The sequence below is a fragment of the Nocardioides sp. GCM10023255 genome (assembly GCF_042653125.1).
GTDB lineage: Bacteria > Actinomycetota > Actinomycetes > Propionibacteriales > Nocardioidaceae > Nocardioides.
This window is the reverse complement of the sequence record NZ_JBHSHU010000004.1, coordinates 100,203-122,303: the sequence shown is the minus strand read 5'-3', so window position 1 is coordinate 122,303 and position 22,101 is coordinate 100,203. Positions and strand designations below refer to the sequence as shown.

General features: G+C 72.6%; 15 protein-coding genes. 10 read left to right on the top strand and 5 right to left on the bottom strand.

Annotated elements, in window-relative coordinates:
* Position 1 precedes the first annotated feature (1 nt).
* Positions 2-964: a sulfotransferase family protein gene (locus ACFO9I_RS08095; protein ID WP_379179602.1), complete on the bottom strand. Its 963-nt coding sequence runs from the start codon at positions 962-964 to the stop codon at positions 2-4.
* A gap of 84 nt (positions 965-1,048) precedes the next feature.
* On the opposite strand from ACFO9I_RS08095, the gene ACFO9I_RS08090 reads away from it, so the two are divergent.
* The 3 genes from ACFO9I_RS08090 to ACFO9I_RS08080 are packed head-to-tail and all read left to right on the top strand — an operon-like array spanning position 1,049 to position 4,008.
* Positions 1,049-1,975: a phosphoribosylaminoimidazolesuccinocarboxamide synthase gene (locus ACFO9I_RS08090; RefSeq protein WP_379179600.1), complete on the top strand. Its 927-nt coding sequence runs from the start codon at positions 1,049-1,051 to the stop codon at positions 1,973-1,975.
* Positions 1,976-1,986: 11 nt separating this feature from the next.
* On the top strand, positions 1,987-2,394 hold the full coding sequence (locus ACFO9I_RS08085; RefSeq protein ID WP_379179598.1) for an SRPBCC family protein: 408 nt from the start codon (positions 1,987-1,989) through the stop codon (positions 2,392-2,394).
* A gap of 36 nt (positions 2,395-2,430) precedes the next feature.
* On the top strand, positions 2,431-4,008 hold the full coding sequence (locus tag ACFO9I_RS08080; RefSeq protein WP_379179596.1) for a long-chain-fatty-acid--CoA ligase: 1,578 nt from the start codon (positions 2,431-2,433) through the stop codon (positions 4,006-4,008).
* A 12-nt stretch (positions 4,009-4,020) separates the two neighbouring features.
* On the opposite strand, the gene ACFO9I_RS08075 is transcribed toward ACFO9I_RS08080, so the two are convergent.
* Positions 4,021-4,527, bottom strand: a complete 507-nt coding sequence (locus ACFO9I_RS08075; RefSeq protein WP_379179594.1) for a general stress protein — start codon at positions 4,525-4,527, stop codon at positions 4,021-4,023.
* Between the two features lie 101 nt (positions 4,528-4,628).
* Here ACFO9I_RS08075 and purS point away from each other — a divergent pair, with 101 nt between their 5' ends.
* Genes purS through ACFO9I_RS08060 form a run of 3 tightly spaced genes read left to right on the top strand, consistent with a single transcriptional unit; the run spans position 4,629 to position 6,000 of the window.
* Positions 4,629-4,892: a phosphoribosylformylglycinamidine synthase subunit PurS gene (purS, locus tag ACFO9I_RS08070; RefSeq protein ID WP_379179592.1), complete on the top strand. Its 264-nt coding sequence runs from the start codon at positions 4,629-4,631 to the stop codon at positions 4,890-4,892.
* Positions 4,889-5,557, top strand: coding sequence for a phosphoribosylformylglycinamidine synthase subunit PurQ (purQ, locus tag ACFO9I_RS08065; RefSeq protein ID WP_379179590.1), 669 nt, complete (start codon positions 4,889-4,891; stop codon positions 5,555-5,557). The genes purS and purQ overlap by 4 nt, the downstream gene beginning before the upstream one ends.
* Positions 5,554-6,000 carry a DUF3817 domain-containing protein gene (locus ACFO9I_RS08060; RefSeq protein WP_379179588.1) on the top strand — a complete coding sequence of 149 codons (447 nt, stop codon included), beginning with the start codon at positions 5,554-5,556 and terminating at the stop codon, positions 5,998-6,000. Before purQ ends, ACFO9I_RS08060 begins: the two co-directional genes overlap by 4 nt.
* A 30-nt stretch (positions 6,001-6,030) precedes the next feature.
* On the opposite strand, the gene ACFO9I_RS08055 is transcribed toward ACFO9I_RS08060, so the two are convergent.
* Positions 6,031-7,383: a glycoside hydrolase domain-containing protein gene (locus ACFO9I_RS08055; RefSeq protein WP_379179586.1), complete on the bottom strand. Its 1,353-nt coding sequence runs from the start codon at positions 7,381-7,383 to the stop codon at positions 6,031-6,033.
* A 229-nt stretch (positions 7,384-7,612) separates the two neighbouring features.
* Between ACFO9I_RS08055 and ACFO9I_RS08050 the strand changes: the two genes are divergently transcribed.
* Positions 7,613-8,380: an ABC transporter ATP-binding protein gene (locus ACFO9I_RS08050; RefSeq protein ID WP_379179584.1), complete on the top strand. Its 768-nt coding sequence runs from the start codon at positions 7,613-7,615 to the stop codon at positions 8,378-8,380.
* Positions 8,377-10,671, top strand: a complete 2,295-nt coding sequence (locus tag ACFO9I_RS08045) for an ABC transporter permease (protein WP_379179582.1) — start codon at positions 8,377-8,379, stop codon at positions 10,669-10,671. Before ACFO9I_RS08050 ends, ACFO9I_RS08045 begins: the two co-directional genes overlap by 4 nt.
* A 107-nt stretch (positions 10,672-10,778) precedes the next feature.
* On the opposite strand, the gene ACFO9I_RS08040 is transcribed toward ACFO9I_RS08045, so the two are convergent.
* Positions 10,779-12,299, bottom strand: coding sequence for an MFS transporter (locus tag ACFO9I_RS08040; RefSeq protein WP_379179580.1), 1,521 nt, complete (start codon positions 12,297-12,299; stop codon positions 10,779-10,781).
* 111 nt (positions 12,300-12,410) lie between these two features.
* On the opposite strand from ACFO9I_RS08040, the gene ACFO9I_RS08035 reads away from it, so the two are divergent.
* Positions 12,411-12,959: a TetR/AcrR family transcriptional regulator gene (locus tag ACFO9I_RS08035; RefSeq protein WP_379179578.1), complete on the top strand. Its 549-nt coding sequence runs from the start codon at positions 12,411-12,413 to the stop codon at positions 12,957-12,959.
* A gap of 9 nt (positions 12,960-12,968) precedes the next feature.
* Here ACFO9I_RS08035 and ACFO9I_RS08030 read toward each other — a convergent pair whose 3' ends face one another.
* Positions 12,969-19,571 carry a N,N-dimethylformamidase beta subunit family domain-containing protein gene (locus ACFO9I_RS08030; RefSeq protein WP_379179576.1) on the bottom strand — a complete coding sequence of 2,201 codons (6,603 nt, stop codon included), beginning with the start codon at positions 19,569-19,571 and terminating at the stop codon, positions 12,969-12,971.
* A 205-nt stretch (positions 19,572-19,776) separates the two neighbouring features.
* Between ACFO9I_RS08030 and purL the strand changes: the two genes are divergently transcribed.
* Positions 19,777-22,047 (top strand): phosphoribosylformylglycinamidine synthase subunit PurL, encoded by a 2,271-nt coding sequence (purL, locus tag ACFO9I_RS08025; protein WP_379179574.1) that lies wholly within the window; start codon positions 19,777-19,779, stop codon positions 22,045-22,047.
* The last annotated feature ends 54 nt before the right edge of the window (positions 22,048-22,101 follow it).

Below are 22,101 nucleotides of genomic sequence, written 5' to 3'. Positions count from 1 at the left end.
GTCAGGCCGAGGTGCGCTGCACGAACGAGCCGCGGCTGGTGGGGGAGAGCCAGTCCCCGAAGTCCTCGCCCGTGAGCCGTCCCAGGGTGGCGATGTCGTCGGCGAACGCCGCGACCAGGCGCTCGCGGCTGGACGGGTCGAGGAGCGGCCGGGCCGCGTCGGCGGCGCTGCTGAGCTGCGACACCAGGGGCACGCTCGCGCGACGCCAGACGTGGGGCGGCGCGAACTGGCCCATCCGGGCCCCCGCGCGCACGACCGGGCCGATCAGCCGCGGCCGCCAGCCCGGCGGCACGAACGGTCGGGAGTTGTCGCGGGGGATGCTGCCGACCAGCCCCTGGCTGATGCCGAGGAACCGGCAGGTGCGGTCGATGGCGGCGCGGGGCTCGTCGACCAGGCTGCGGTAGCGCATCAGGAGCACCCGCTGCGGGTCGACGTAGCGGAAGAGGTGGGCCAGCTGCTCGCCGTACATCCCCAGCTCGCGGTAGCGCCAGAACGGCGCCCACCCCGCGCGGACCCGCTCGTCCTGGCGGTCGAAGGCCTCGGTGAAGTCGTCGAGGGGCTCGAGCCCGTCGGACCACAGGTGCATCCAGTTGCTGTAGGCGCGGTCGACCGGGTCGCGGACGACGACGACCAGCCGGACGTCGGGGAGCGCCTCCGCGATCCGCCGGTGCGCCCCCTTGCTCCAGAGGTAGAACGGCGTGCTCTCGCCGCGGACCTGCGCGAGGCCGGCGCCGGTGAAGAGCCGCTCGTAGTCGTCGCGCCGCCAGACCCACTCCTGCTGCGAGTGGGCGTCGCCCGGCCCGCGCCACGCCGGCGGCGGCGCCTCGTCGCAGAGCCAGAACTTGGGCTCCTTCGGGCTGCTCATGAACACCTCGGGGTGCTGGGCCAGCGCGGCGTGCAACGCCGTCGTGCCGGCCTTGGGCGCGCCGATGATGAGGAAGTCGGGCTGGGGTCTGCGTTCCATGGGCACCACCCTGATCGTAAGACGTGTAAACCACTGTACTTACTCGACGGACGATGCGCACCCGGTCCTCACTAGGCTGGCCCCGTGGCCGACATCGACATCCCCGACGCCCCGACGATCGAGGGTGCCCGGCACCTGCACTCGGGCAAGGTGCGCGACCTGTACCAGCTCGAGACCGGCGAGCACGCCGGCTGCCTGCTCATGGTCGCCAGCGACCGGATCTCGGCGTTCGACTTCGTGCTCGACACCACCATCCCCGACAAGGGCGAGATCCTGACCCGGATGTCGCTGTGGTGGTTCGAGCAGCTCGCCGACATCGTGCCCAACCACGTGGTGTCCACGCAGGTCCCCGAGGCCGTGCGCGGCCGGGCGGTCGTCTGCGAGAAGCTCGAGATGTTCCCCGTGGAGTGCGTCGCCCGCGGCTACCTGACCGGCTCCGGCCTGCTCGACTACCGGGCCACCGGCGAGGTGTGCGGGATCGCGCTGCCGGAGGGCCTCGAGGACGGCAGCCGCCTGCCGGAGCCGATCTTCACGCCCGCCACCAAGGCGGCCCTCGGCGACCACGACGAGAACGTGTCGTACGACGCGGTGGTGCGCGAGGTGGGCGACGAGGCGGCCGCGGAGCTGCGCCGGCTGACCATGGCGGTCTACGCGCGCGCCGAGCAGGTGGCCCGCGAGCGGGGCATCGTCCTGGCCGACACCAAGCTCGAGTTCGGGCGACGCACCGGCGGTGCGAGCGTGCGCCCCCAGACCGTGCTGCCCCAGATCGTGTTGGGCGACGAGGTGCTCACGCCCGACTCCTCGCGGTTCTGGCCGGCCGACCAGTGGCAGCCGGGCCGCACCCAGCCGTCGTACGACAAGCAGATCGTCCGCAACTGGCTGCTGTCCCCCGAGGCCGGTTGGGACCGGGCCGCGGGCGGCCCGCCGCCGGCGCTGCCGCCGGAGGTCGTCGAGCGCACCCGCGCCCGCTACGTCGAGGCGTTCGAGCTGCTCACCGGGCAGGCCTGGTGACGGGTTCGGGCGTGGTGGCGTTCCCCGTGTCGCCGGAGGTCGCCTTCGACTACCTCGCCGACCCGGCCAACCGGCCGGCGTGGCAGTCCAGCCTGGCCGGCGTCGAGGGCGTCACCGGTGAGCCGCGGGTCGGTCAGCGGTGGGTGGACGTGACCCGCCCGGGGCTGCGCCCGGCGATGGAGACCACCGAGCTGGACCGGCCGCGCCGCTGGTCCGAGCGCGGCACCTGGCGCGGCTTCCGGGCGGTGCTCGACCTCGCCTTCACGCCCACCGCCTCGGGGTGCGACGTGCGCTTCGACTTCGCCGTCGAGGGGGCGGGGCCGCTGCGCCCGGTCGGGACGGCGCTGACGAGGCTGGCCGTGCCGGCGGTCCGTGCCGACCTGCGCCGTGCCGCGGACATCCTCTCGTCGCGGTCATGACTCCTGAGTAGGTTGGCCCCACCACGCCCTTTCGTGATGGAGGCCACGTTGTACAACCTGTCGACCCTGCTCGAGGACAGCGCCCGCCGGTTCCCGGACCGCGACGCGGTGGTTCTCGGTGACACGCGCCTGACGTACGCCCAGGTCAACGGCGCCGCCAACCGGGTGGCCAACCTGCTGGTCTCGCGCGGCATCGAGCACGGCGACAAGGTGGCGCTGAGCTGCCCGAACCTGCCGTACTTCACGATCGTCTACTACGGCATCCTCAAGGCCGGCGCGACCGTGGTTCCCCTCAACGTGCTGCTCAAGGGCCGCGAGGTGGCCTACCACCTCGGCGACTCCGACGCGAAGGCCTACTTCTGCTTCGAGGGCACCGCGGACCTCCCGATCGGCCAGGAGGGGTATGCGGGCTTCCAGCAGGCCGACGGGTGCACCGACTTCTTCCTGGTCACTGCCGATCCGGCGGCCGAGTCCCCGATCGAGGGTGTCGAGACCTTCGGCCGGGCCGTCGCCGGGCAGCCTGCGACCTTCGAGACGGTCGCGACCGACGAGGACGACACGGCGGTCATCCTCTACACCTCCGGCACCACCGGGCAGCCGAAGGGCGCCGAGCTGCGGCACCGCAACATGCGCGACAACGCGCTCGCGGGCGCGGACCTCTTCGGTGCCGACGCCGACAGGCCCGACACCTACCTGTGCGTGCTGCCGCTGTTCCACTCCTTCGGCCAGACCGTCATCCAGAACGGTGCCTTCGCCTTCGGCGGCACGGTCGTGATGCTGCCGCGCTTCGAGGCGCACCAGGCGCTGGCGCTGATGGGCAAGGAGGAGGTCACGTTCTTCGCCGGCGTCCCCACGATGTACTGGGGACTGCTGGGCGCCCTCGGCACCCAGCCGGACGGGAAGGCGGTCGACGTCGAGCGGCTGGCCGGCAACCTCCGGGTCGCCGCCGCGGGCGGCTCCGCGCTCCCCGTCGAGGTGCACAAGGACTTCGAGAAGAAGTTCGGGGTCACCATCCTCGAGGGCTACGGGCTGTCCGAGACCTCACCGGTGGCGAGCTTCTCGCCGTACGGCGGGGAGGTGCGGGTGGGCTCGATCGGCATCCCGATCCCCGGCGTCGAGATGAAGCTGATCAGGCCCGACAGCTGGGAGGAGGCCCCCGAGGGCGAGGTCGGCGAGATCGCGATCAAGGGCCACAACATCATGAAGGGCTACTACAAGCGGCCCGAGGCCACCGAGGAGGCGATCCGGGACGGCTGGTTCCGCTCCGGCGACCTGGGCCGACGCGACGAGGACGGCTGGTACTACATCGTCGACCGGTCCAAGGACATGATCATCCGCGGCGGCTACAACGTGTACCCCCGCGAGATCGAGGAGGTCCTGCTCACGCACCCCGACGTGTCGCTCGCCGCGGTCGTCGGCGTGCCCCACGAGAGCCACGGCGAGGAGATCAAGGCGTTCGTGATCCTCAACGACGGCGCCACCACGACCGCCGAGGACCTGGTGGCCTGGAGCAAGGAGCAGATGGCCAGCTACAAGTACCCGCGGCTGGTCCAGATCGTCCCGTCCCTGCCGATGACCGCCACCGGCAAGATCCTCAAGCGCGAGCTGACCTGACGTCGGTCCGGCTCAGGCGAACGGGTTCGGCAGGGCCCCGGGCAGCTGTGCCAGCAGCTCGCGGGCCTGCTGGGCGACCTTGTGCTCGACCAGCACCTCGTACTTCGTGGCGACCACGGAGGTGACCGAGGAGAAGTCGCGGTGGCCGCGGGTGGCGGCGTACCCCGCCAGTGCCCAGACGACGCCGAACAGCGCGCCGAACAGCATGGTGGAGGTGACCACCGCGACCGCGTTGTTGCCCGTGTCGAAGAGCGCGAAGACCAGGCCGACGAACAGGCCGAGCCAGAGCCCGGACAGCAGACCGCCCGCGGCGACCCTGCCGGTGGTGAGCCGCCCGGTGATCCGCTCGATCCGCTTCAGGTCGGTGCCGACGATCATGCACTGCTCGACGGGGAACTTGTTGTCGGACAGGAAGTCGACGGCCTTCTGCGCGGACTCGTAGTCGTCGTACACCGCCAGCGACTGCGGGAACTGCAGCTTCATGGGGTGCTGGCGGGCGAAGCCGGTGCTCATGCTCATGCGTCCAGTCTGCCCGAGCGGACCAGCGGGGGCCGCAGGTCGAAGGTCCCGTAGAATCGGAGCCGCCCCCCGCCCGCTCGCCCGAGCAGTAGGAGCCGTCCGTGCCCCGAGTCGTCGTCGACGTCATGCCCAAGCCCGAGATCCTCGACCCGCAGGGGAAGGCCGTCCTCGGCGCCCTGCCGCGGCTGGGGTTCTCCGGAGTCACCGATGTCCGCCAGGGCAAGCGGTTCGAGCTCGAGATCGCAGGCGAGCTGACCGAGGACACGCTGGCCGAGGTCCGCCAGATGGCCGAGACCCTCCTGTCGAACCCGGTCATCGAGGACTTCACCGTCTCGGTCGAGACCCCCGTCGGGGCCGTCGAGTGAAGGTCGGGGTCGTCACCTTCCCGGGCTCGCTGGACGACGTCGACGCGCAGCGCGCGGTCCGTCTCGGCGGCCACGAGGCCGTCGCGCTCTGGCACGGCGACCACGACCTGCGCGGTGTGGACGCGGTGGTCCTCCCGGGTGGCTTCTCCTACGGCGACTACCTGCGCTGCGGGGCCATCTCCCGCTTCTCGCCGGTGATGACCGAGGTCGTAGAGGCGGCCCGCAGGGGCATGCCCGTCCTCGGGATCTGCAACGGCTTCCAGATCCTCTGCGAGTCCCACCTGCTGCCGGGTGCGCTGATCCGCAACGACCACCGCAAGTTCGTCTGCCGCGACCAGCGCCTGCGGATCGAGAACAACCGGACCGCCTGGACGTCGGGGTACGCCGCCGGCGCCGAGGTCACGATCGTGCTCAAGAACGGTGAGGGCGGCTTCGTCGCCGACGCCGAGACCCTCGACCGGCTCGAGGGCGAGGGCCAGGTCGTCGCCCGCTACCTCGTGGACAACCCCAACGGGTCGATGCGCGACATCGCCGGCATCACCAACGAGCGCGGCAACGTCGTCGGCCTGATGCCGCACCCCGAGCACTCCGTCGAGGAGCTCACCGGGTCCGGCGTCGACGGCTTGGGCTTCTTCGCCTCGCTCGCGGAGGTCGTGCTGTCGTGAGCCCCCTGCTGCTGTTCCGCCGGGTCGCGATCGCCGAGGCGGTCACCTGGGCGCTGCTGCTGACCGGCATGTTCCTGAAGTACGTCACCCAGACCACCGAGCTCGGGGTCCGCGTCTTCGGGATGGTCCACGGCGTGGTGTTCATCGCCTACTGCCTCACCACGGTCCTGGTCGCGGTCGACCAGCGCTGGTCGCGCGGCCGGCTGCTGCTCGGCCTGGTGTCGTCGATCCCGCCGTTCGCGACGATCCCCTTCGACCGGTACGCCGAGAGGCGCGGCGCGCTGGCCGGTTCCTGGCGGCTGCTCTCGGACGCGCCGGTCCGCCCGGACGAGCGGGTCGCCGCCTGGCTGCTGCGCAACCCGCTGCGCGGCGCACTGGCCGGCCTGGTCGCGGTCGCCGCGCTCACCGGTGTCGCCCTGCTGGTGGGTCCGCCCGCGGGCTGATCCCCGGCCGACCTGCGGGCTTGCGGCAGGTCAGCGCCGACCGGCGGCCAGCGCCTGCCACGTCTTCGGGTTGGCGATGCCCTCCACCGTCAGCCCGGCCCGGTCCTGCCAGGCTCGCAGCGCCGACTGGGTCGCGGGGCTGAAGACCCCGGTGACGACCACCTGCGAGGAGCGGCTGGCGGCGTTGAGCGCCCGCTGGACGCGGCGTACGGCGGGTCCGGCCGAGCCGATCTTCAGGACCGGACGGTCGCCGTCGGCGAGCAGCGTCATCCAGCTGGTGCGCGACCAGGTGGAGCTGACCTCGAGGCCGTGCTGCTGCTGCCAGGCGTTGGCGGCGGCGACGGTCTTGGCGTTGTAGACGCCGTTGACCTTGCCGCCGTACACCTCGTGCTCCTTGAGCAGGCACTGCAGCGCGGAGACCTGGCCGGCATCGGGGGTGCGCTGCTCGGTCGCCGGCCTGATCCGGACGTAGTCGCGCCAGTTCACGCGCACCCCGTCACAGTGGGTCTCGCGCGCCGCCACCGAGCCGCGGCCCAGGTCGAGGTAGTTGCGGTCGATGTTGATGCGGGTCCGGCCCCAGGTCTCGTCGTGACCACCCTGGTACTGCTTGATCCGGGCGTGCGGTTGCCAACCGTCCTCGCGGATGTACGACGTGGAGGTGTCAGCCTTGCCGTCCCAGCGCGCGATCCAGATCTGGTCGGGCAGGTGGAACGCGTCGGGACGGCTCACCCGCGCGTTGTCGAGGGCGACCATGCCCGAGCCGGCGCTGGAGTAGACGCCGGAGACGTAGCCGAGGTCGTGGAGGGCCCAGGTCCAGCCGCTGAGGAACGCCAGCGCGGACTCCCGGCAGTTGGTGTTGGAGTTGTCGTAGCCCTCGAGGTCGTACCAGAGCGTGCTGCCCTTCACGATGCCCAGCGAGGTGGCGACTCCGACCGTCTTCACCGCCTCGGCCCGGCCCTGCTTGCGGGCCTTGACGTACTTCCCGCGGCTCCCGGGGTCGGGGATGATCGTCTCGTCGTCGCCGTAGCGCGGGAAGCGCGGCTGGCAGGAGGCCTGCGGCCCGAGGGTGATCGGCAGCAGCCGCCAGCCCTTGGTCAGTTGCGTCCTGATCCACTTCGGCGTCAGGTTCGGCTGGCTGCGGCAGGCACGGGAGTCCCCGGCGATGTAGATGCCGGCGGCGAGGAACGGCGAGTGGTTGAGCCAGGCGTTCATCGCCTGCTGGTCCGGCGCCAGGCACTGGTCGAACCCGTAGCCGGTGAAGTCCCCGGGCGTGACCGGGGTGTCAACGGCGCGGGCGGGGGCGCTCACGGTGAGGGTGGCGAACACTCCGGCGACGAGGCTGAGGACCGCGGCGCGGGCGGTCGAGGCGGCCCATCGGGACATGGTGGCTCCAGGGGACAGGTGAGAACGGCGGTTCACCATAACCTCAGAAATCACAGGCGTAACAGGAGTTACAGGGAACTACAGATCTGTAATTCCCGGGCGGGGCCGTTCGGCTCTGACCGGGACCCTGCACGGAGCCGAAGACTCGCCTCGAGGGGCCCTCGACACACCTCGAGGGCACACGAGCAGACCTGAGGGACCCGAGGTCCGGCGACCAGGAGCACCGCCGATGCGCGAGACGACCGACCCGACCGGCGGTGGCCGCGCGCTCCACGTCGTCGAGTGCCGCGGCGTGGTGAAGACCTACCGCAGCGGCGCGCGGGAGACCAGGGCGGTGCGCGGGCTCGACCTGGACGTCGACGCCGGTGAGTGGCTGGCGGTGATGGGCCCCAGCGGCTGCGGCAAGTCCACCTTGCTGCACCTGCTCGGCGGCCTGGACGCCGCGGACGAGGGCAGCGTCCGCGTCGACGGTGCGGACCTGGCCCGGCTCTCGGAGGCCCGGCGGGCGGTGCTGCGCCGGGCCCGGGTCGGCTACGTGTTCCAGTTCTTCAACCTGGTCCAGGACATGACCGTCGCGGAGAACGTCGAGCTCCCCGTGCTGCTGGCCGGCGGCAGCCGGCAGGACGCGCGCCGGCGCGGTCGGGACCTGCTCACGGACGTCGGGCTGGCCGAGCTCGGGCGGGCGCTGCCCTCGCAGCTGTCCGGAGGGGAGCAGCAACGGGTGGCGCTGGCCCGGGCCCTGGCCAACCAGCCGGGCGTCCTGCTCGCCGACGAGCCGACCGGCAACCTCGACACCGCCGCCGCACGTCAGGTCCTGGAGCTGCTGGCCCGGCAGCACGCGGGCGGGCAGACCATCATCATGGTCACGCACGACCCACGGGTGGCGGCGGCCGCGGACCGGCTGCTGGTGATGGAGGACGGCCGCTTCGCCGCGCCCGGGACCGAGGCCCTGGCCGCTCGGTCCCTCCTGCGCGGGCCCGCAGCCCGGGACGCGTGATCCCCGTGCGCGCCCTGGCCGCACTCATCCGGCCGGAGCTGCGCGGCCGCCGCCTCCGGGCGATGCTGGTGCTGCTGGGCGTCGTCGCGCTCGCGGCCGCGGCCATCGTCGCCGGGCTGTCGACGCAGCAGCAGGCGGGCAGCCGGTGGGACGCCGCGTTCGCGCAGTCGAACGGCGCCCACGTCACCATCACCTCCGACGGCCCGGCTGCGCTGCGCCGGGTGGCGGCGGACCGGCGGGTCGCGGCCCGGAGCGCGGCGTACGCCGTGGCCTTCGGGGTGGAGGTCCTGCGCGGCCGGGCAGTGGTCGGCGAGACGGTCGTCCTGCGGATGTCGGACCGGTCCCGGCCGGACATCGCGCGCCCGCTGCTCCGCGACGGACGCTGGGGGAGCGAGGGGGCCGCGGACGAGGCCGTCGTCGACCGGGCGTTCGCGCTGGACGAGGGCATCTCCCTCGGCGACCGGCTCACCCTCCGCCAGGGCGGCCGCAGCGTCACGGTGACGGTCGTCGGCCAGGCGATCAACCTGCGAGACACGTTCTACCCGGACGGGGACGCCACGGTCTGGCTCGACCCGGCCGGCTTCGACGCGCTCGCACCGGGGGCGGGGGAGCGGACCGTGTTCCTCCGGCTGCACGACCCCGATGCCGCGGAGGCCTTCGTCTCCGACGTCTCCGGGAGCGTCGGCACCAGCGACTGGCGCGACACCCGCACCGACGTGCTGCGCGCGGGCAGCGTCTTCGCGACCTTCCTCCGGGCTCTCGGCGGCTTCGTCATGGTCGCGGCGGCGATCGTGGTCGCGGGGTCCGTGGCGACCCGGGTGCTGGCGCGCCGCCGCGACATCGGCCTGCTCAAGGCGGTCGGTGCCACCCCGGCGCAGGTCACCGCCGCGGTCGTGCTCGCCCACGTGCTCGTGGCGGGAGTCGGGGTCCTCCTCGGCTGGCTGCTCGGTGGATGGCTGTCCGGCAAGCTCCAGCTCGGGGTGGCCGAGGTCCTCGGCAGTGCCGGCCCGGTCTTCGATCCCGTCGCACTGCTGATCACGCTCGTGGTCGTGGAGGTGCTCGTCGTGGCGGCGACGGTGCTCCCCGCCCGCCGGGCCGGGCGGATCCCGACGACGGTCGCGCTCGCACCGGTGCCGCCAACGCGCGGGCACCGGTCGCGGCTGGCGGCCTTCGGGGAGCGCCTCGGACTGGGGCCGGTGGTCGTGGCCGGCCTGCGCGACGCCTTCGCCCAGCCGGCGCGAGCGACGATGACGGCGCTGGCGCTGGGGGTGGCGGTCGTGGGCGTGGTGGTGACCGCGGGCTTCAGCCGCACCATCGACAGCGTGATCGGCGACCCCGCCGTCACCGGGGAGCCCGAGGAGGTCCGGGTCTTCCCGGCGGAGGGCGCCCCGCGCGGCGTGGTGCCGCGCGCGCTCGACCGGGAGGCGGGCGTCCGGTCCTGGTTCACCGAGACCGGGTCCGAGGCGACGCTCGGGGAGGAACAGTTCCTCGCCAACGCCGTCGGCGGCGACATCGAGGACGCCGGGTTCGTCGTCCGACAGGGCCGGATGATCAGGCACCGGGGCGAGACGGTCACCGGCTACGGGTTCCTGCAGCGATTCGGCGTCGAGGTGGGCGACCGGATCGCGGTCCGCGTCGAGGGGCACCCGCTCACGCTCACGATCGTCGGGTGGTACTCCGAGACCGAGGAGGCGGGCGAGATGCTGATGTACCCCTTCGCCGATGCCGCCGCCCTGGACTCCGGGGTGCGACCGGAGTCCTACCGGGTGGACCTCGCGCCGGGGGCCGACCGCGCCGAGGTCGCCGGCTCCCTCACGCAGGCGCTCGGACCGGCTGCCCGGGTCGAGGCCGTCCCGCAGGAGAACGCCGACGTGGTCGACCCGTTCCTGCTGGCCGTGGACCTGATCAGCGGCCTGGTGATCCTCGTGGCCCTGGCCAACCTCGCCGCCACCCTGGCCCTCGTGGTCCGGCAGCGCGCCCGGGACCTGGCGGTGCTGCGCGCCGTGGGCTTCACGCCGCGGCAGGCGGTGGCCGTCGTGGCCACCGACGGCGTGGTGCTGGCGTTGCTCGCGGTCGCGGTGGGGCTGCCGCTCGGGTGGGTGCTCAGCGGCGCCGCCAACGACGCGGTCGGGGCCCAGATCGGGATGGGACCCGGCATCGCGCAGCACCCCTCGTGGACCGTGGTCGTGCTCGTGGCACCGCTCGCCGTCGTCGTGACCGTCGGGCTCGCCGTGCTGGCGGCCCGTCGGGCCGCGACCGCCGAGGTGGCCGAGCTGGTCCGCTACGAGTAGCCGCCCAGTCGGGCTCCCCGCCCGGCTCCCGGCAGTACACAGAACAGAACGCCGAGTCGGCGCTGGTTGACGCAGTGCACGTCAAGCAGCGCCGACTCGGCGACTCCTCAGGCGGCGTCGGCCGCCATCGCCGGCGCGGGCTCCGCCGCGCCCGCGGGCTCGGCCACGGTGTCGGCGGGGGCCGGCGTACGCCGGGGACGCAGCACCACCGTGGCCACCACCAGGGCAGCCAGCGCGAAGGCGGCCGAGGTGAGGAAGGCCGCCCGGACACCGGGCACGAACTCACCTGGCACGGCGCCCGCGGCGTAGACCGAGACGATCGCCGCGACGCCGACCGCGCTGCCGAGCTGCTGGGTGGTCTGCAGCAGGCCGGAGGCCGAGCCGGCGTGCTCCGGCTCCACGCCCCCGAGCACGGTCGCGGTGATCGGCATGAACACGAAGCCGGTCGCCAGGCCCGCGATCAGCATCGGCCCGAACACCGCACCGAGGTAGGTGTCGGCGGTGCCGATGCCGCTCAGCCAGGCGTAGGCGGCGACCATCGCTGCGGTGCCGACCATGATCATGGTGCGCGGACCGAGCCTGCCGATCAGCCACGGCGTGACGCGCGACATCGCGAAGATGGCCAGGCTGAACGGCAGGAACGCGAAGCCGGACGCCAGCGGACCGAAGCCGAGGACCCGCTGGACGTACTGCACGACCAGGAAGAACATCGACAGGTTGGCGCCGATCACCAGCGCCATGACGGCCAGGGCGCCGACCCGACGCCGGTCGCGGACCAGGTGGGGCTGGACCATCGGGTGCGGGTGGCGCACCTCGGTGCGGGCCAGCACCGCGAGCAGGGCCAGGCCGAGCGCGAAGCCGCCGAGGGTGCGCGCGGAGGTCCAGCCGTGCTCAGGGGTGCCGATCAGGGCCCAGACCAGCGAGACCGCGCCGAGGGTGGCGGTCGCCGCGCCGACCAGGTCGAAGCGTCCGGACCGGCGCTCGGTCTCGTCGACGAAGCGGCGGGCGAGCAGCAGCACCGCGATGCCGAGCGGCACGTTGATGAACAGCGTCCAGCGCCAGGAGCCGACGTCGGTCAGCAGGCCGCCGAGCAGCAGCCCGATCGAGGCGCCCCCCGAGGAGACGGCACCGAAGAGCGCGAACGCCCGGTTGCGGGCGGCCTCGTCGGGTGCGCTGGTCGTGAGCAGCGCGAGGACGCTGGGTGCGGCCAGCGCGGCGCCCACGCCCTGGGCGGCTCGGGCGGCGACGAGCTGGCCCGGGGTCTGGGCGAGCCCGCCCAGCATCGAGGCGACGGTGAAGAGCGCCAGGCCGATCTCGAAGAGGCGCAGCCGGCCCCGCACGTCGCCGAGCCGGCCGCCGAGGAGCAGCAGGCCGCCGAAGGCGAGCGTGTAGGCGTTGAGGACCCACGACAGCGAGGCAGGGCCGAAGCCGAGGTCGGTGTCGATGCGGGGCAGGGCGACGTTCACGACGGTGGCGTCGAGCACGAGCATGAGCTGGGCGACCAGGACGATGGCGATCCCGGTGGCGGCGCGGCCGGAGCCCGGCGGCAGCTCGTCGGGGAGCGCCTCGCGGCGGGTGGCCCGGCGGGAGGTGGAGCCGAGGTTGTTCTCGGTGGAGGCGAGAGGCATGAGGGTCAGTCCTGTTCTGGTCTTGCCGACCGACGTAGACTTAGCGGAGAATGACTCCGGTTCTGGATCAACAGTAGCGGAGAGTCTCTCCGGTTAGCAAGGGGTGTTTCCATGCGTGCCGACGCCAGGCGCAACCGCGACCGCATCGTCGAGGTCGCGCGGGAGGTGTTCCGGGAGCACGGGTACGACGCCTCGCTCGACGAGGTCGCCAAGCGCGCCGGCGTCGGAGCCGGCACCCTCTACCGGCACTTCCCCACCCGGGACGCGCTGCTCGACGCGATCATGCAGAGCTGGGTCGACCGGGTGAACGAGGCGACCGAGAAGGCGCTGGCCTTCGAGGGGCCCGACCGCGAGCTGCTCATCGGCTGGTTCGAGACCTACGCGTCGCTGATCTCCCTGCACAAGGGCGGGCCGGCCAAGATCACGTCCGCGATGGGCGACCCCTCCTCCCCGATCATGTCCAAGTGCCAGGTGCTGACCGCCGCCAGCCAGCGCGTCATCGACCGGCTCGACGCCGACGGTGCGCTCCGCGGGGACGTGGACGCCGTGCAGGTCTGCCAGCTGGTCGGGGGCGTGGCCACCGTCGCCGACAACGCGGACCAGCCGGTCAGCGCCGTACGTCCTTTGCTCGAGGTCGTCGCTGACGGCCTGCTGCGCTGAGCCGATCCGTCAGGACACCTCTCCCGGCGCGCGGAGTGCCCTGCCCCGGTGGCTGAAGCCGACCGCGGTCACGGAGTACGCCGACCCAGTCGGCGCGGTGACGCGCAACCGGTACTGGAGGTAGCGGCCAGGCAGGTGCAGCTGGCTGGGGCGCACTCGCCGCCACGACGTCCAGGTCCCGTTCGGTGTGGAGCGGTCACCCGTGCGCACCTCGAGCGCCAGCCGAGACCCGCGCGGAGGTGCGGAGTGCTGGATGACCGCTTGGTGCCACGTCGTCCTCAGCTGGGCGTCGAGCACCGGGGACACGAACGAGCCGTGCCCGCCGTGCGGCAGCACGAGCGAGCCGAAGCCGGCGGTGCCGACGCGCAGGTCGCCGGCGGTCCGCCCGGTCCGGAAGTCCTCGGTCGTCTGCATCGCAACACCGCCGGCCGGGGTCCGGAAGGCCCGGAGCGCGCCCGAGCCGTGGTTGCCGGCCTCGTCGGTGGACCCGACCACGAACCGGTACCGGGTCCGGGGGTCGAGCCCGGTGAGCTCCACCTCGTGCCGCGTGACCTCACGGTCGTCGCGGCGTGACTCGAGCACCAGGTCCCCGTGCCTGGCGAACCGGACCTCGGACGCGGACCGCTCATCGGTGCGCCAGGTGACCCTCACGGTGCCGTCGGGCAGGGGGAGCGCCTGCACCTGGGCGACCCTCGGCCTCGTCGTGTCGGCCCGCGGGGTTCGGAACATCGCCGGAGGCTCTCGGCGGCTCGGCCAGGCACGGGTCGTGCCGTCCGGGGCCCGCGACACCACCCGGTACCGGTACGTCGTCCCGGGTCGGAGGCCCGGCAGGTCGACGCGGTGGCGGGTGGTGCTGTTCGCGGTCGAGGCGACCGGGGCTAGCGCTCCGGGGGCGGTGCCGACCACGACCCTGGTCGACGAGGGGGTGGAGGTCGCCCAGGCCACCGACGTGCCGTCGGCATCGCTCGCCACGCGGATCGCCGAGGGGGCGGGTGTGCCCGACGCGGCGTACGTAGCGGTCCACGCGCCGGCCGAGGCCGGGAACATGGCGTACTCCTGGCCCTTGACCGTCATCCGGGTGAAGGCGACGGTGGTCCCCCCGCGTGCGACACCGGTGAGCGTGGTGCCGCCCGGTCCGCTGGTCGGGACCATCGCGGTCAGCCGCGAGGCGCCGGCGCCGACCGCGATCGAGAAGGACAGGGTGTTGCCCGACCAGGCGAGGTCACCGAACGACGAGCCGTTGCGCCCGTCCACCCAGGCCAGCATCTGCCGGGCGGTCACCAGGGGGACCCCCCGCGCCTGCGCCGAGGCGAGCAGCTGGGAGCTCTCGAAGGTGGTCGCGGCGTCCGTGTGCACGTTCGCGGTGAACGCGCCGTAGTAGCCGAGGGGACCCAGGGCGCGGTCGAGCAACGTGTCGGGCGTGAACGGGTAGCTCTGGTTCGACTCGTCGGTCATCGCGGTCTGGGTCTGGTAGACGTCGATCAGCGAACCGTCGGTGCCGGTGAACCGCATCGGGATCCCTGAGCCGTTCATGAACCCCGGTCGGTCCTGCACCCACGTGCCGGGCCAGTAGTAGTAGTTGGTGTCGAGACGGATTCCGTTGGCGAGCTCCGCCCGTGGCTGCGAGCTCCAGTCGCTGAAGACCAGGCAGTGCGTGCGGTTGGTCGTCGGCGCGGGGAGGGTCGAGTACTTCGCCCGCCAGGTGGCCAGCTGGCTGCTGTAGCTGCTCTGCAGCGAGCTCAGCGAGGTGAAGTCGCCGCAGTCGGTGGTGTGGTGGAGGGCGACCTCGAAGCCCTGCCCGGCGTAGGTCGAGGCCTGGGCGTTGGTGAGAGCCGTCGAGGTGTAGACGTAGGAGGTGAACCGCGGACAGGTCCAGGCGGCCACGGAGCAGCCCGCCGGGCTCGAGGCCAGGTAGGAGTCGAAGCGGCCCGCGGTCCCGCCGTTCCCGTGGTCGTCACCGGTCGCCACGACCACGGCCTTGTCGGTGCCCGGGAAGTACCAGAACCGGGGCAGGGGCATCCGGTCGCGCCGCATGACTGTCAGGAGGTTCGCCAGCAGCCGCTGCTGCTCGTCGGCCTGGGGGATGTGCACCTTCGACAGGTTCACCCAGTCCGTCGCGCCGGCCCCGCCGAAGAAGAGGTCGTCCGGGCGGATCGGCGCCTGCCCGTCGCGCTCCTGGCCGGCCCACGCCTGGTTCCCCTGGTGGGTCAGCACCACCGACCTGGCCAGGTCGTAGGCGAACGTCGCGACCTGGCCTCCGTTCGACCCGACGCTCCGCCAGGCAACGGCCGGCTGGCCCGTGGACGCGGTGGCCGAGGAGTACAGCGTGGCGATACTGGTGGCGCCGGCCAGCGCGTAGCGGTTCGCAGTGCCGTGGAACTGCATCGTCTCGGTCGTGATCCCCGCGCCGGGAGGCGTCGTCGCGTCGACGGCGAGGTAGCCGTCGTTGACGGTGCCGGCCTGGGCGGTCAGCCCCGCCAGGGGGAGGAACCGGCTGTCGGGCCGCATCAGCACCAGGTCGCCCCCGGCGTTCACCCAGTCGGTCAGGTCGGCGACCTGCGCGTCGGTGACGGCAACGTCCCCGACCACGACCGCGCCGTACGACGCCAGCGCCGTCGCGGTGATGCCGGCGGGTCCGATCGTGGTGAACTCGTCGAGCCCCTCGGCCCGGAGGATCTCCGCGAGGTAGGTCGAGACCGGGTTGGCCGCGCTGGTCACCACCGCGATCGGCCCGCCCGGCCCCTGGTCGGGGGCCGGCGGTGCCGGCGCCGCGGTCTGGAACGTCCACGTCGTCGTGGCCGCGGTGTTGCCCGAGGCGTCCGCGGCCCCGCTGACCTGCACGGTGTAGGTCGTCGACGACTGCAGGGCCGCGCCCGGCTGGAACACCACGCGGGTGTTGCTCGTGTCGAGGGTGGTCGTGCCCGCGACGAGGGTGCCGGACGGGTTGCGGACCTCGACGCTCGCGCTGCCGGCTCTCAACGCCTCGTTGTAGGTGGCCGTGACGAGCGTGTTGGTCGGCACGCCGGTGGCGTTCGCGGCCGGTGTCCGGTCCTGCAGCGTGGGGGCGCTGGTGTCGTTGGCCGACTCCTGGAACACCACGTCGACCCAGTAGTTCTCACTGTTGTAGGAGCTGTTCGGGAACGCTCCGGCGGTGCTCGTGTAGCGGTACACGCCGTTGCCGCCGTCGACGCCGTTCTGGAGCGCCGTGAGCGGCCCGCGCGTGGTCGCCGCGGTGGCGAAGTACGCCGACGTGACGACGTACCGCGACGGGGTGAAGTAGGACGCGACGTAGGTCGTGTTCGCGGTGACGGGGACCGGGCTGGCGAACGTGGCCTGCTGCCAGCCGCTGGCGCTCTCGTTGGTGAAGCTCACCGAGGCGAGCCGGGTTCCGGTCGAGGTCCACAACGACCCGACGTGCGTGCCCGAGGTCGCGGTCGGCTTGTAGTAGCGGATGCCTGTGATGTAGCCGTCCTGGCTGGCGCGGAACTTCACGCCGAGCTCGACCGCGCTGGTGTCCGGGTCGGTGGCCGCCGGCGTGGCGGTGCTCGGCCAGATCGTGCACGGGCACGCGCTGGTGGTGGCGGCGGTCGTGAACGTCCAGGTGACGGGGTCCATGACGTTGCCGGACGGGTCCGAGGCGCCGGACACGGACGCGGTGTAGGTCGTGGACGGCTGGAGCCCGGTCGACGGGGTGAGGGTCGCGGTGCGGGTGGCGGAGTCGTAGGCCGTGGTGCCACTGACCGTGGTCCCGGCGGGATTCTTGAGCGTGAAGGCCACGGAGGACGCGGCGACCGGCTCGCTGAAGGTCGCCGACGGCGCGACGCTCGTGGCGACGTTCGTCGCGCCCGCGGCCGGCGTCCGCGCGGTCACCGTCGGCTTCGTCGTGTCGGCGGCGGCGGTCGTGAACGTCCAGGTGTCCGGGTCCATCACGTTCCCGGCCGCGTCCGTGGCGCCGGAGACGGCGGCGGTGTAGGTCGTGGACGGCTGCAGCGGCGCGCCCGGCGTCAGGGTCGCGGTCCGGGTGGCCGCGTCGTACGCCGTCGTCGCGGTGACCGTGGTGCCGGCGGGATTCTTCAGCGTGAAGGTGACGGTCGAGGCCGTCACCGGCTCGCTGAAGGTCGCCGTCGGCGCGACGCCGACGGCGACGTTGGTCGCCCCGGAGGCGGGCGAGCGGTTGCTGAGGGTCGGCTTGGTGGTGTCCGGGCCGTTGTCGTAGACCACGTCGACCCAGTAGTTCTCGCTGTTGAAGGTGCTGGTCGGGAACGACCCGGCGGTGGTGCCGTAGCGGTAGACGCCGTTGCCGCCGTCGGTGCCGTCCCTCAGGGCGGTCAGCGGTCCGTTCGTGACCGCCGAGGTGAAGTAGGCCGAGCTCACGGCGTACCGCGAGGGGGCGAAGTACGACGCGACGTACGTCGTGTTCGCCGTGACCGGGACCGGGGTGGCGAAGCTCGCCTGCTGCCACCCGCTCGCGGTCTCGTTGGTGAAGGTGGCGGTGGCGAGCTTGGTGCCGGTGCCCGTCCACAGCGTGCCCACGTGCGTGCCGGTGGCCTGGGTCGGCTTGTAGTAGCGGATGCCGGTGATGGAGCCGTTCTGCGCGGCGCGGAACTTCACGCCCAGCTCGACCGGGCTGGTGTCCGGGTCCGTGCCCTGCGGGACCGCCGAGGACGGCCAGATGGTGCAGGGACACGTGGTGGACCCGCCCCCGCCGCCGGCGGTCACGGTGATCCCGGGCTTCGGGGCCTCGATGTTGCCGCTGTCGTCGGCCGCCCGGCTGCGGATCTTCAGGGTCGTGCCGGCGTCCGGGGTGAACGTGTAGGTCCACGACTCCCGGCCGGTCGCCCGGTGCCAGGTGGTGCCGCCGTCCGTGGTGACCTCGATCCCGCCGACGCGACCGCCGGTGTCGCTCGCCGTTCCGGTCACCGTCACCTGGCTGCCGGCCGGGACGTTGGCGCCGTCCGCGGGCGCCGTGATCGTCGAGGTGGGGGCGGTCCGGTCCGTCGACGTGGTGGCTGCGGTCAGCCCGGTCTGCAGCGTCGTCGGCTGGACACCCATGTCGGCGAACAGGTTGACGGTCGCCTGCCGGGCCGGCGTGCTCGCCGCGGCCGAGCCCCGGTCGTGGGTGGAGTCCAGCGCCCACGGCCACTGGATCGTGCCCGCGCCGAACACCAGGGCGCCGCTGGCGGCGCGGTAGAGCGTCATCGAGTGGGTCGCGGTCCCGCTGGCGTACGTGCTGCCCTGGTCCTGCAGCACCTGGGCGCTGCCGTTCGTCTGCGAGAGCCGGATCAGGCCCGGTGGTCGCGAGCCGTTGTCCGCGTCCTGGTCCCACTCGTAGCCGATGACGTTGGAGCCGATGGTGGCGGTCTGGTTGGCGCCGAGGTTCGCGACGCTGGTGTTGCGCCAGAAGCGCATCTTGCCGTCGGCCGAGCCGACGACCATGTTGATGGCGCAGCAGTTCGACGTGAAGATCGTGCCGCTCAGGGCGTTCTCGGGGCGGCCTCCGTCGGCCGGTGGGCTGAAGCGCGGGTCACGCCAGGTCCCGGTCCACGTCGGCGGGTCCTGGGGGTCGGTCCTGGCGTTGTCGTGGGTCTCCTTGTAGGAGACCAGGGTGCGGTACGGCGTGCCGCTGCCGTCGATGCTGTTCTCCCACCGCGTCTTCCAGAAGATCTCGTTGCCGCTGAAGAAGGCGAGGTTGACCCCGGCGTCGCGGGCCGCCTCGACGTTCGCCCGCTGCTGGCCCGACCAGTACTCGTCATGGCCGACTGACAGGAAGACCTGGTGCTCACGGAGCTCGGCGCCCCGGCGGTCGGTGTCGGCGCCTGAGGTGTAGCTGACGTCGTAGCCGTTCGCCTCGAGGTACCGGACCATCGGGTACTCGCTGTTGAAGACGAAGTCCTCCGGGCCGGTGTCGCGCGTGGTGAACGGCCGGTTGTAGCTCACCTTGTAGGCCCGGCCGGCAGGGGAGCCGACGTACAGGCTGTTGCCGCCGTACTGGTTGTAGGCCTGCCAGGTCGTGTCCGAGGTCTGGAACAACAGCTTCGAGGCGGAGCTGTCGTTGCGCACCACGAAGAAGACGTGACTGGCGCCGGTCGTGCCGTCGGTGCGCACCAGCCGGGCGAAGTAGATGCCCGAGACCGCGTCCGCGGGCACCGTCCAGGTGGCGTTCTGGGCCCAGTTCCCGCAGTCGACGAGCCCGGTGCTCGCGTCGTTGAGGCAGCTCGGCTGGTTGCGCACGATGTTCGTGGGGTTGACGGTGGTGATCTTGCGCGCGCCGAGGCCGCCGTAGTAGCCCATCCGGTAGATGTCGAGGCGGTACGACGTCGCCGGGGTGTCGATCTTGAACCCTTCGGTGTCGCCGACGTTGACGCTCATCTGCGTGGCGAAGCCCTGGATCGTGCTGCTGCCGGCCCCGGTGACGCCCCACTCGCTCTGCGGGTTGCCGGGCTTGGTGTTCTCGCAGGCGACCGGGCTCACGACCGGGGCATCGCACGGTGCGGCGACGGCCGGCGTCGGCGACACCACGCCGAGGCCGGTGATGACCAGGACGGCGGCGAGGAGCCACAGCAGGGCACGCGGCCGGGTCGTTCCTCGCCTGCTCGTGCGCCCAGCCGCCATGGCTCGCCCCGTTCCCTCAGGCTCTCGGCCGGCCGAGGGCTTCATGAGATGTCGGCAGCCTAGGATCGCCCGGCCCTGTCTGGACCGGTCCGCAGCCTCACTTACCGAGCCTGGGGGAACGCGCGCCCGTTCCTGCACCTCGGCGTTTCTCACCGCCCGTGGCCCGAGCACCGGGAGGGGCGGTCGCGCCGGTAGATTGGCGCCCGTGCCCGAGACCAGCACCGCCCCCGTGACCCATCTCGACACCGTCGCCGTCGCCAAGGAGGACCCCCAGCGCGAGCAGCCCTGGGCGGACCTCGGCCTCAAGGCCGACGAGTACCAGCGGATCCGCGAGATCCTCGGCCGTCGGCCCACCAGCTCCGAGCTGGCGATGTACTCCGTGATGTGGAGCGAGCACTGCTCCTACAAGAGCTCCAAGGTGCACCTCAAGCAGTTCTCCGAGATCCCCCAGCAGACCCCGGCCGGCAGGATGCTCGCCGGCATCGGCGAGAACGCCGGCGTCATCGACATCGGTCAGGGCTACGCCGTCACCTTCAAGGTGGAGAGCCACAACCACCCGTCGTACGTCGAGCCCTACCAGGGCGCCGCGACCGGCGTCGGCGGCATCGTCCGCGACATCCTTGCCATGGGTGCCCGGCCGGTCGCCGTGATGGACCCGCTGCGCTTCGGCCCGCTCGACGCCCCCGACACCCACCGGGTGCTGCCCGGGATCGTCGCCGGCGTCGGCGGCTACGGCAACTGCCTCGGCCTGCCCAACATCGGCGGCGAGGCGGTCTTCGACGAGACCTACCTCGGCAACCCGCTGGTCAACGCGCTGTGCGTCGGCGTGCTCAGGCACGAGGACCTGCACCTCGCCAAGGCCAGCGGTGTCGGCAACCAGGTGATCCTCTACGGCGCCCGCACCGGCGGGGACGGCATCGGTGGCGTCTCCGTGCTGGCGTCCGAGACCTTCGATGCTGACGGTCCCGCCAAGCGGCCCAGCGTGCAGGTCGGCGATCCCTTCATGGAGAAGCTGCTCATCGAGTGCACGCTCGAGATCTTCGCGGCCGGCCTCGTCGCCGGCATCCAGGACCTCGGCGGCGCGGGCCTGTCCTGCGCAACCTCCGAGCTCGCCTCCGCCGGCGACGGCGGCATGCACGTCGAGCTCGACCGGGTCCCGCTGCGCGACTCCACGCTCGCGCCGGAGGAGATCCTGATGAGCGAGTCGCAGGAGCGGATGATGGCCGTCGTCGAGCCCGACGACGTGGCCGCGTTCATGGCGATCTGCGCCAAGTGGGACGTCGAGGCGGTCGTCGTCGGCGAGGTGACCGACACCGGCCGGCTGCACATCGACTGGCACGGCGAGCGGGTCGTGGACGTGCCGCCGCGGACCGTCGCGCACGAGGGGCCGACGTACCAGCGCCCCTTCGCCCGCCCGGACTGGCAGGACGCCCTGCAGGCCGACGCCGCCGAGGCGCTGGCCCGGCCCGCGACCGGCGCCGAGCTGCGCGACACCCTGCTGCGCCTGGTCGCCTCCCCGAACCTCTGCGACAAGTCCTGGATCACCGACCAGTACGACCGCTACGTGCGCGGCAACACCGTGCTCGCCCAGCCCTCCGACAGCGGGATGGTCCGGGTCGACGAGGAGACCAACCTCGGCGTGGCGGTCTCGACCGACTGCAACGGCCGCTTCGCCAAGCTCGACCCGTACGCCGGCGCCCAGCTCGCCCTCGCCGAGTCCTACCGCAACGTCGCGACCGGGGGTGCCACGCCGCTGGCCATCTCCGACTGCCTCAACTTCGGCTCGCCCGAGGACCCTGACGTCATGTGGCAGTTCGCCGAGGCCTGCCGCGGCCTGAAGGACGCCTGCCTCGAGCTCGGGATCCCGGTCACCGGCGGCAACGTCAGCCTCTACAACCAGACCGGCGAGACGGCGATCCTGCCCACCCCGGTGGTCGCCGTGCTCGGCGTGATCGAGGACGTCACCGCGCGGACGCCGTCGGCGTGGGCCTCGGCCGGGGAGCGGGTGTTCCTGCTCGGCGAGACGCGCGAGGAGCTCTCCGGCTCGGAGTGGGCGCACGTGGTGCACGGGCACCTCGGTGGTCGCCCGCCGCGGGTCGACCTGGCCGCCGAGAAGGCGCTCGCCGAGCTGCTGCGCGACGGGGTCGGGCTGCTCTCCAGCGCCCACGACCTCTCCGACGGCGGCCTGGGCCAGGCGCTGGTCGAGGCGGCGCTGCGCCACGACGTCGGGGCGACGGTCTCGCTGCCCGGCGACGCGTTCGTCGACCTCTTCGCCGAGTCGGCCGCGCGGGTGCTGGTCACCGTCGCTGCGGGCGACGAGGACCGGCTGGCCGAGCTCGCCGCGCGTCACGGCGTGCCGCTCACCGCCCTGGGCACGACCGGCGGTGACGCCGTGGTCGTCGAGGGCCTCTTCGACGTCCCGCTCGCCGAGCTGCGCGAGGCCTGGACCGCCACGCTGCCGGCCGCGCTCGCCTGACGTTCCCGATCGGGTCGTGCGCCCCAGCCGCGCCACGGCGCGTTCCCGGGCACG

Coding starts and splice junctions, on each gene's coding strand:
- ACFO9I_RS08095 (WP_379179602.1), bottom strand. CDS start 964: ATGGAACGCAGACCCCAGCCCGACTTCCTCATCATCGGCGCGCCCAAG.
- ACFO9I_RS08080 (WP_379179596.1), top strand. CDS start 2,431: ATGGAGGCCACGTTGTACAACCTGTCGACCCTGCTCGAGGACAGCGCC.
- ACFO9I_RS08075 (WP_379179594.1), bottom strand. CDS start 4,527: ATGAGCATGAGCACCGGCTTCGCCCGCCAGCACCCCATGAAGCTGCAG.
- ACFO9I_RS08055 (WP_379179586.1), bottom strand. CDS start 7,383: ATGTCCCGATGGGCCGCCTCGACCGCCCGCGCCGCGGTCCTCAGCCTC.
- ACFO9I_RS08050 (WP_379179584.1), top strand. CDS start 7,613: ATGCGCGAGACGACCGACCCGACCGGCGGTGGCCGCGCGCTCCACGTC.
- ACFO9I_RS08040 (WP_379179580.1), bottom strand. CDS start 12,299: ATGCCTCTCGCCTCCACCGAGAACAACCTCGGCTCCACCTCCCGCCGG.
- ACFO9I_RS08035 (WP_379179578.1), top strand. CDS start 12,411: ATGCGTGCCGACGCCAGGCGCAACCGCGACCGCATCGTCGAGGTCGCG.
- ACFO9I_RS08030 (WP_379179576.1), bottom strand. CDS start 19,571: ATGGCGGCTGGGCGCACGAGCAGGCGAGGAACGACCCGGCCGCGTGCC.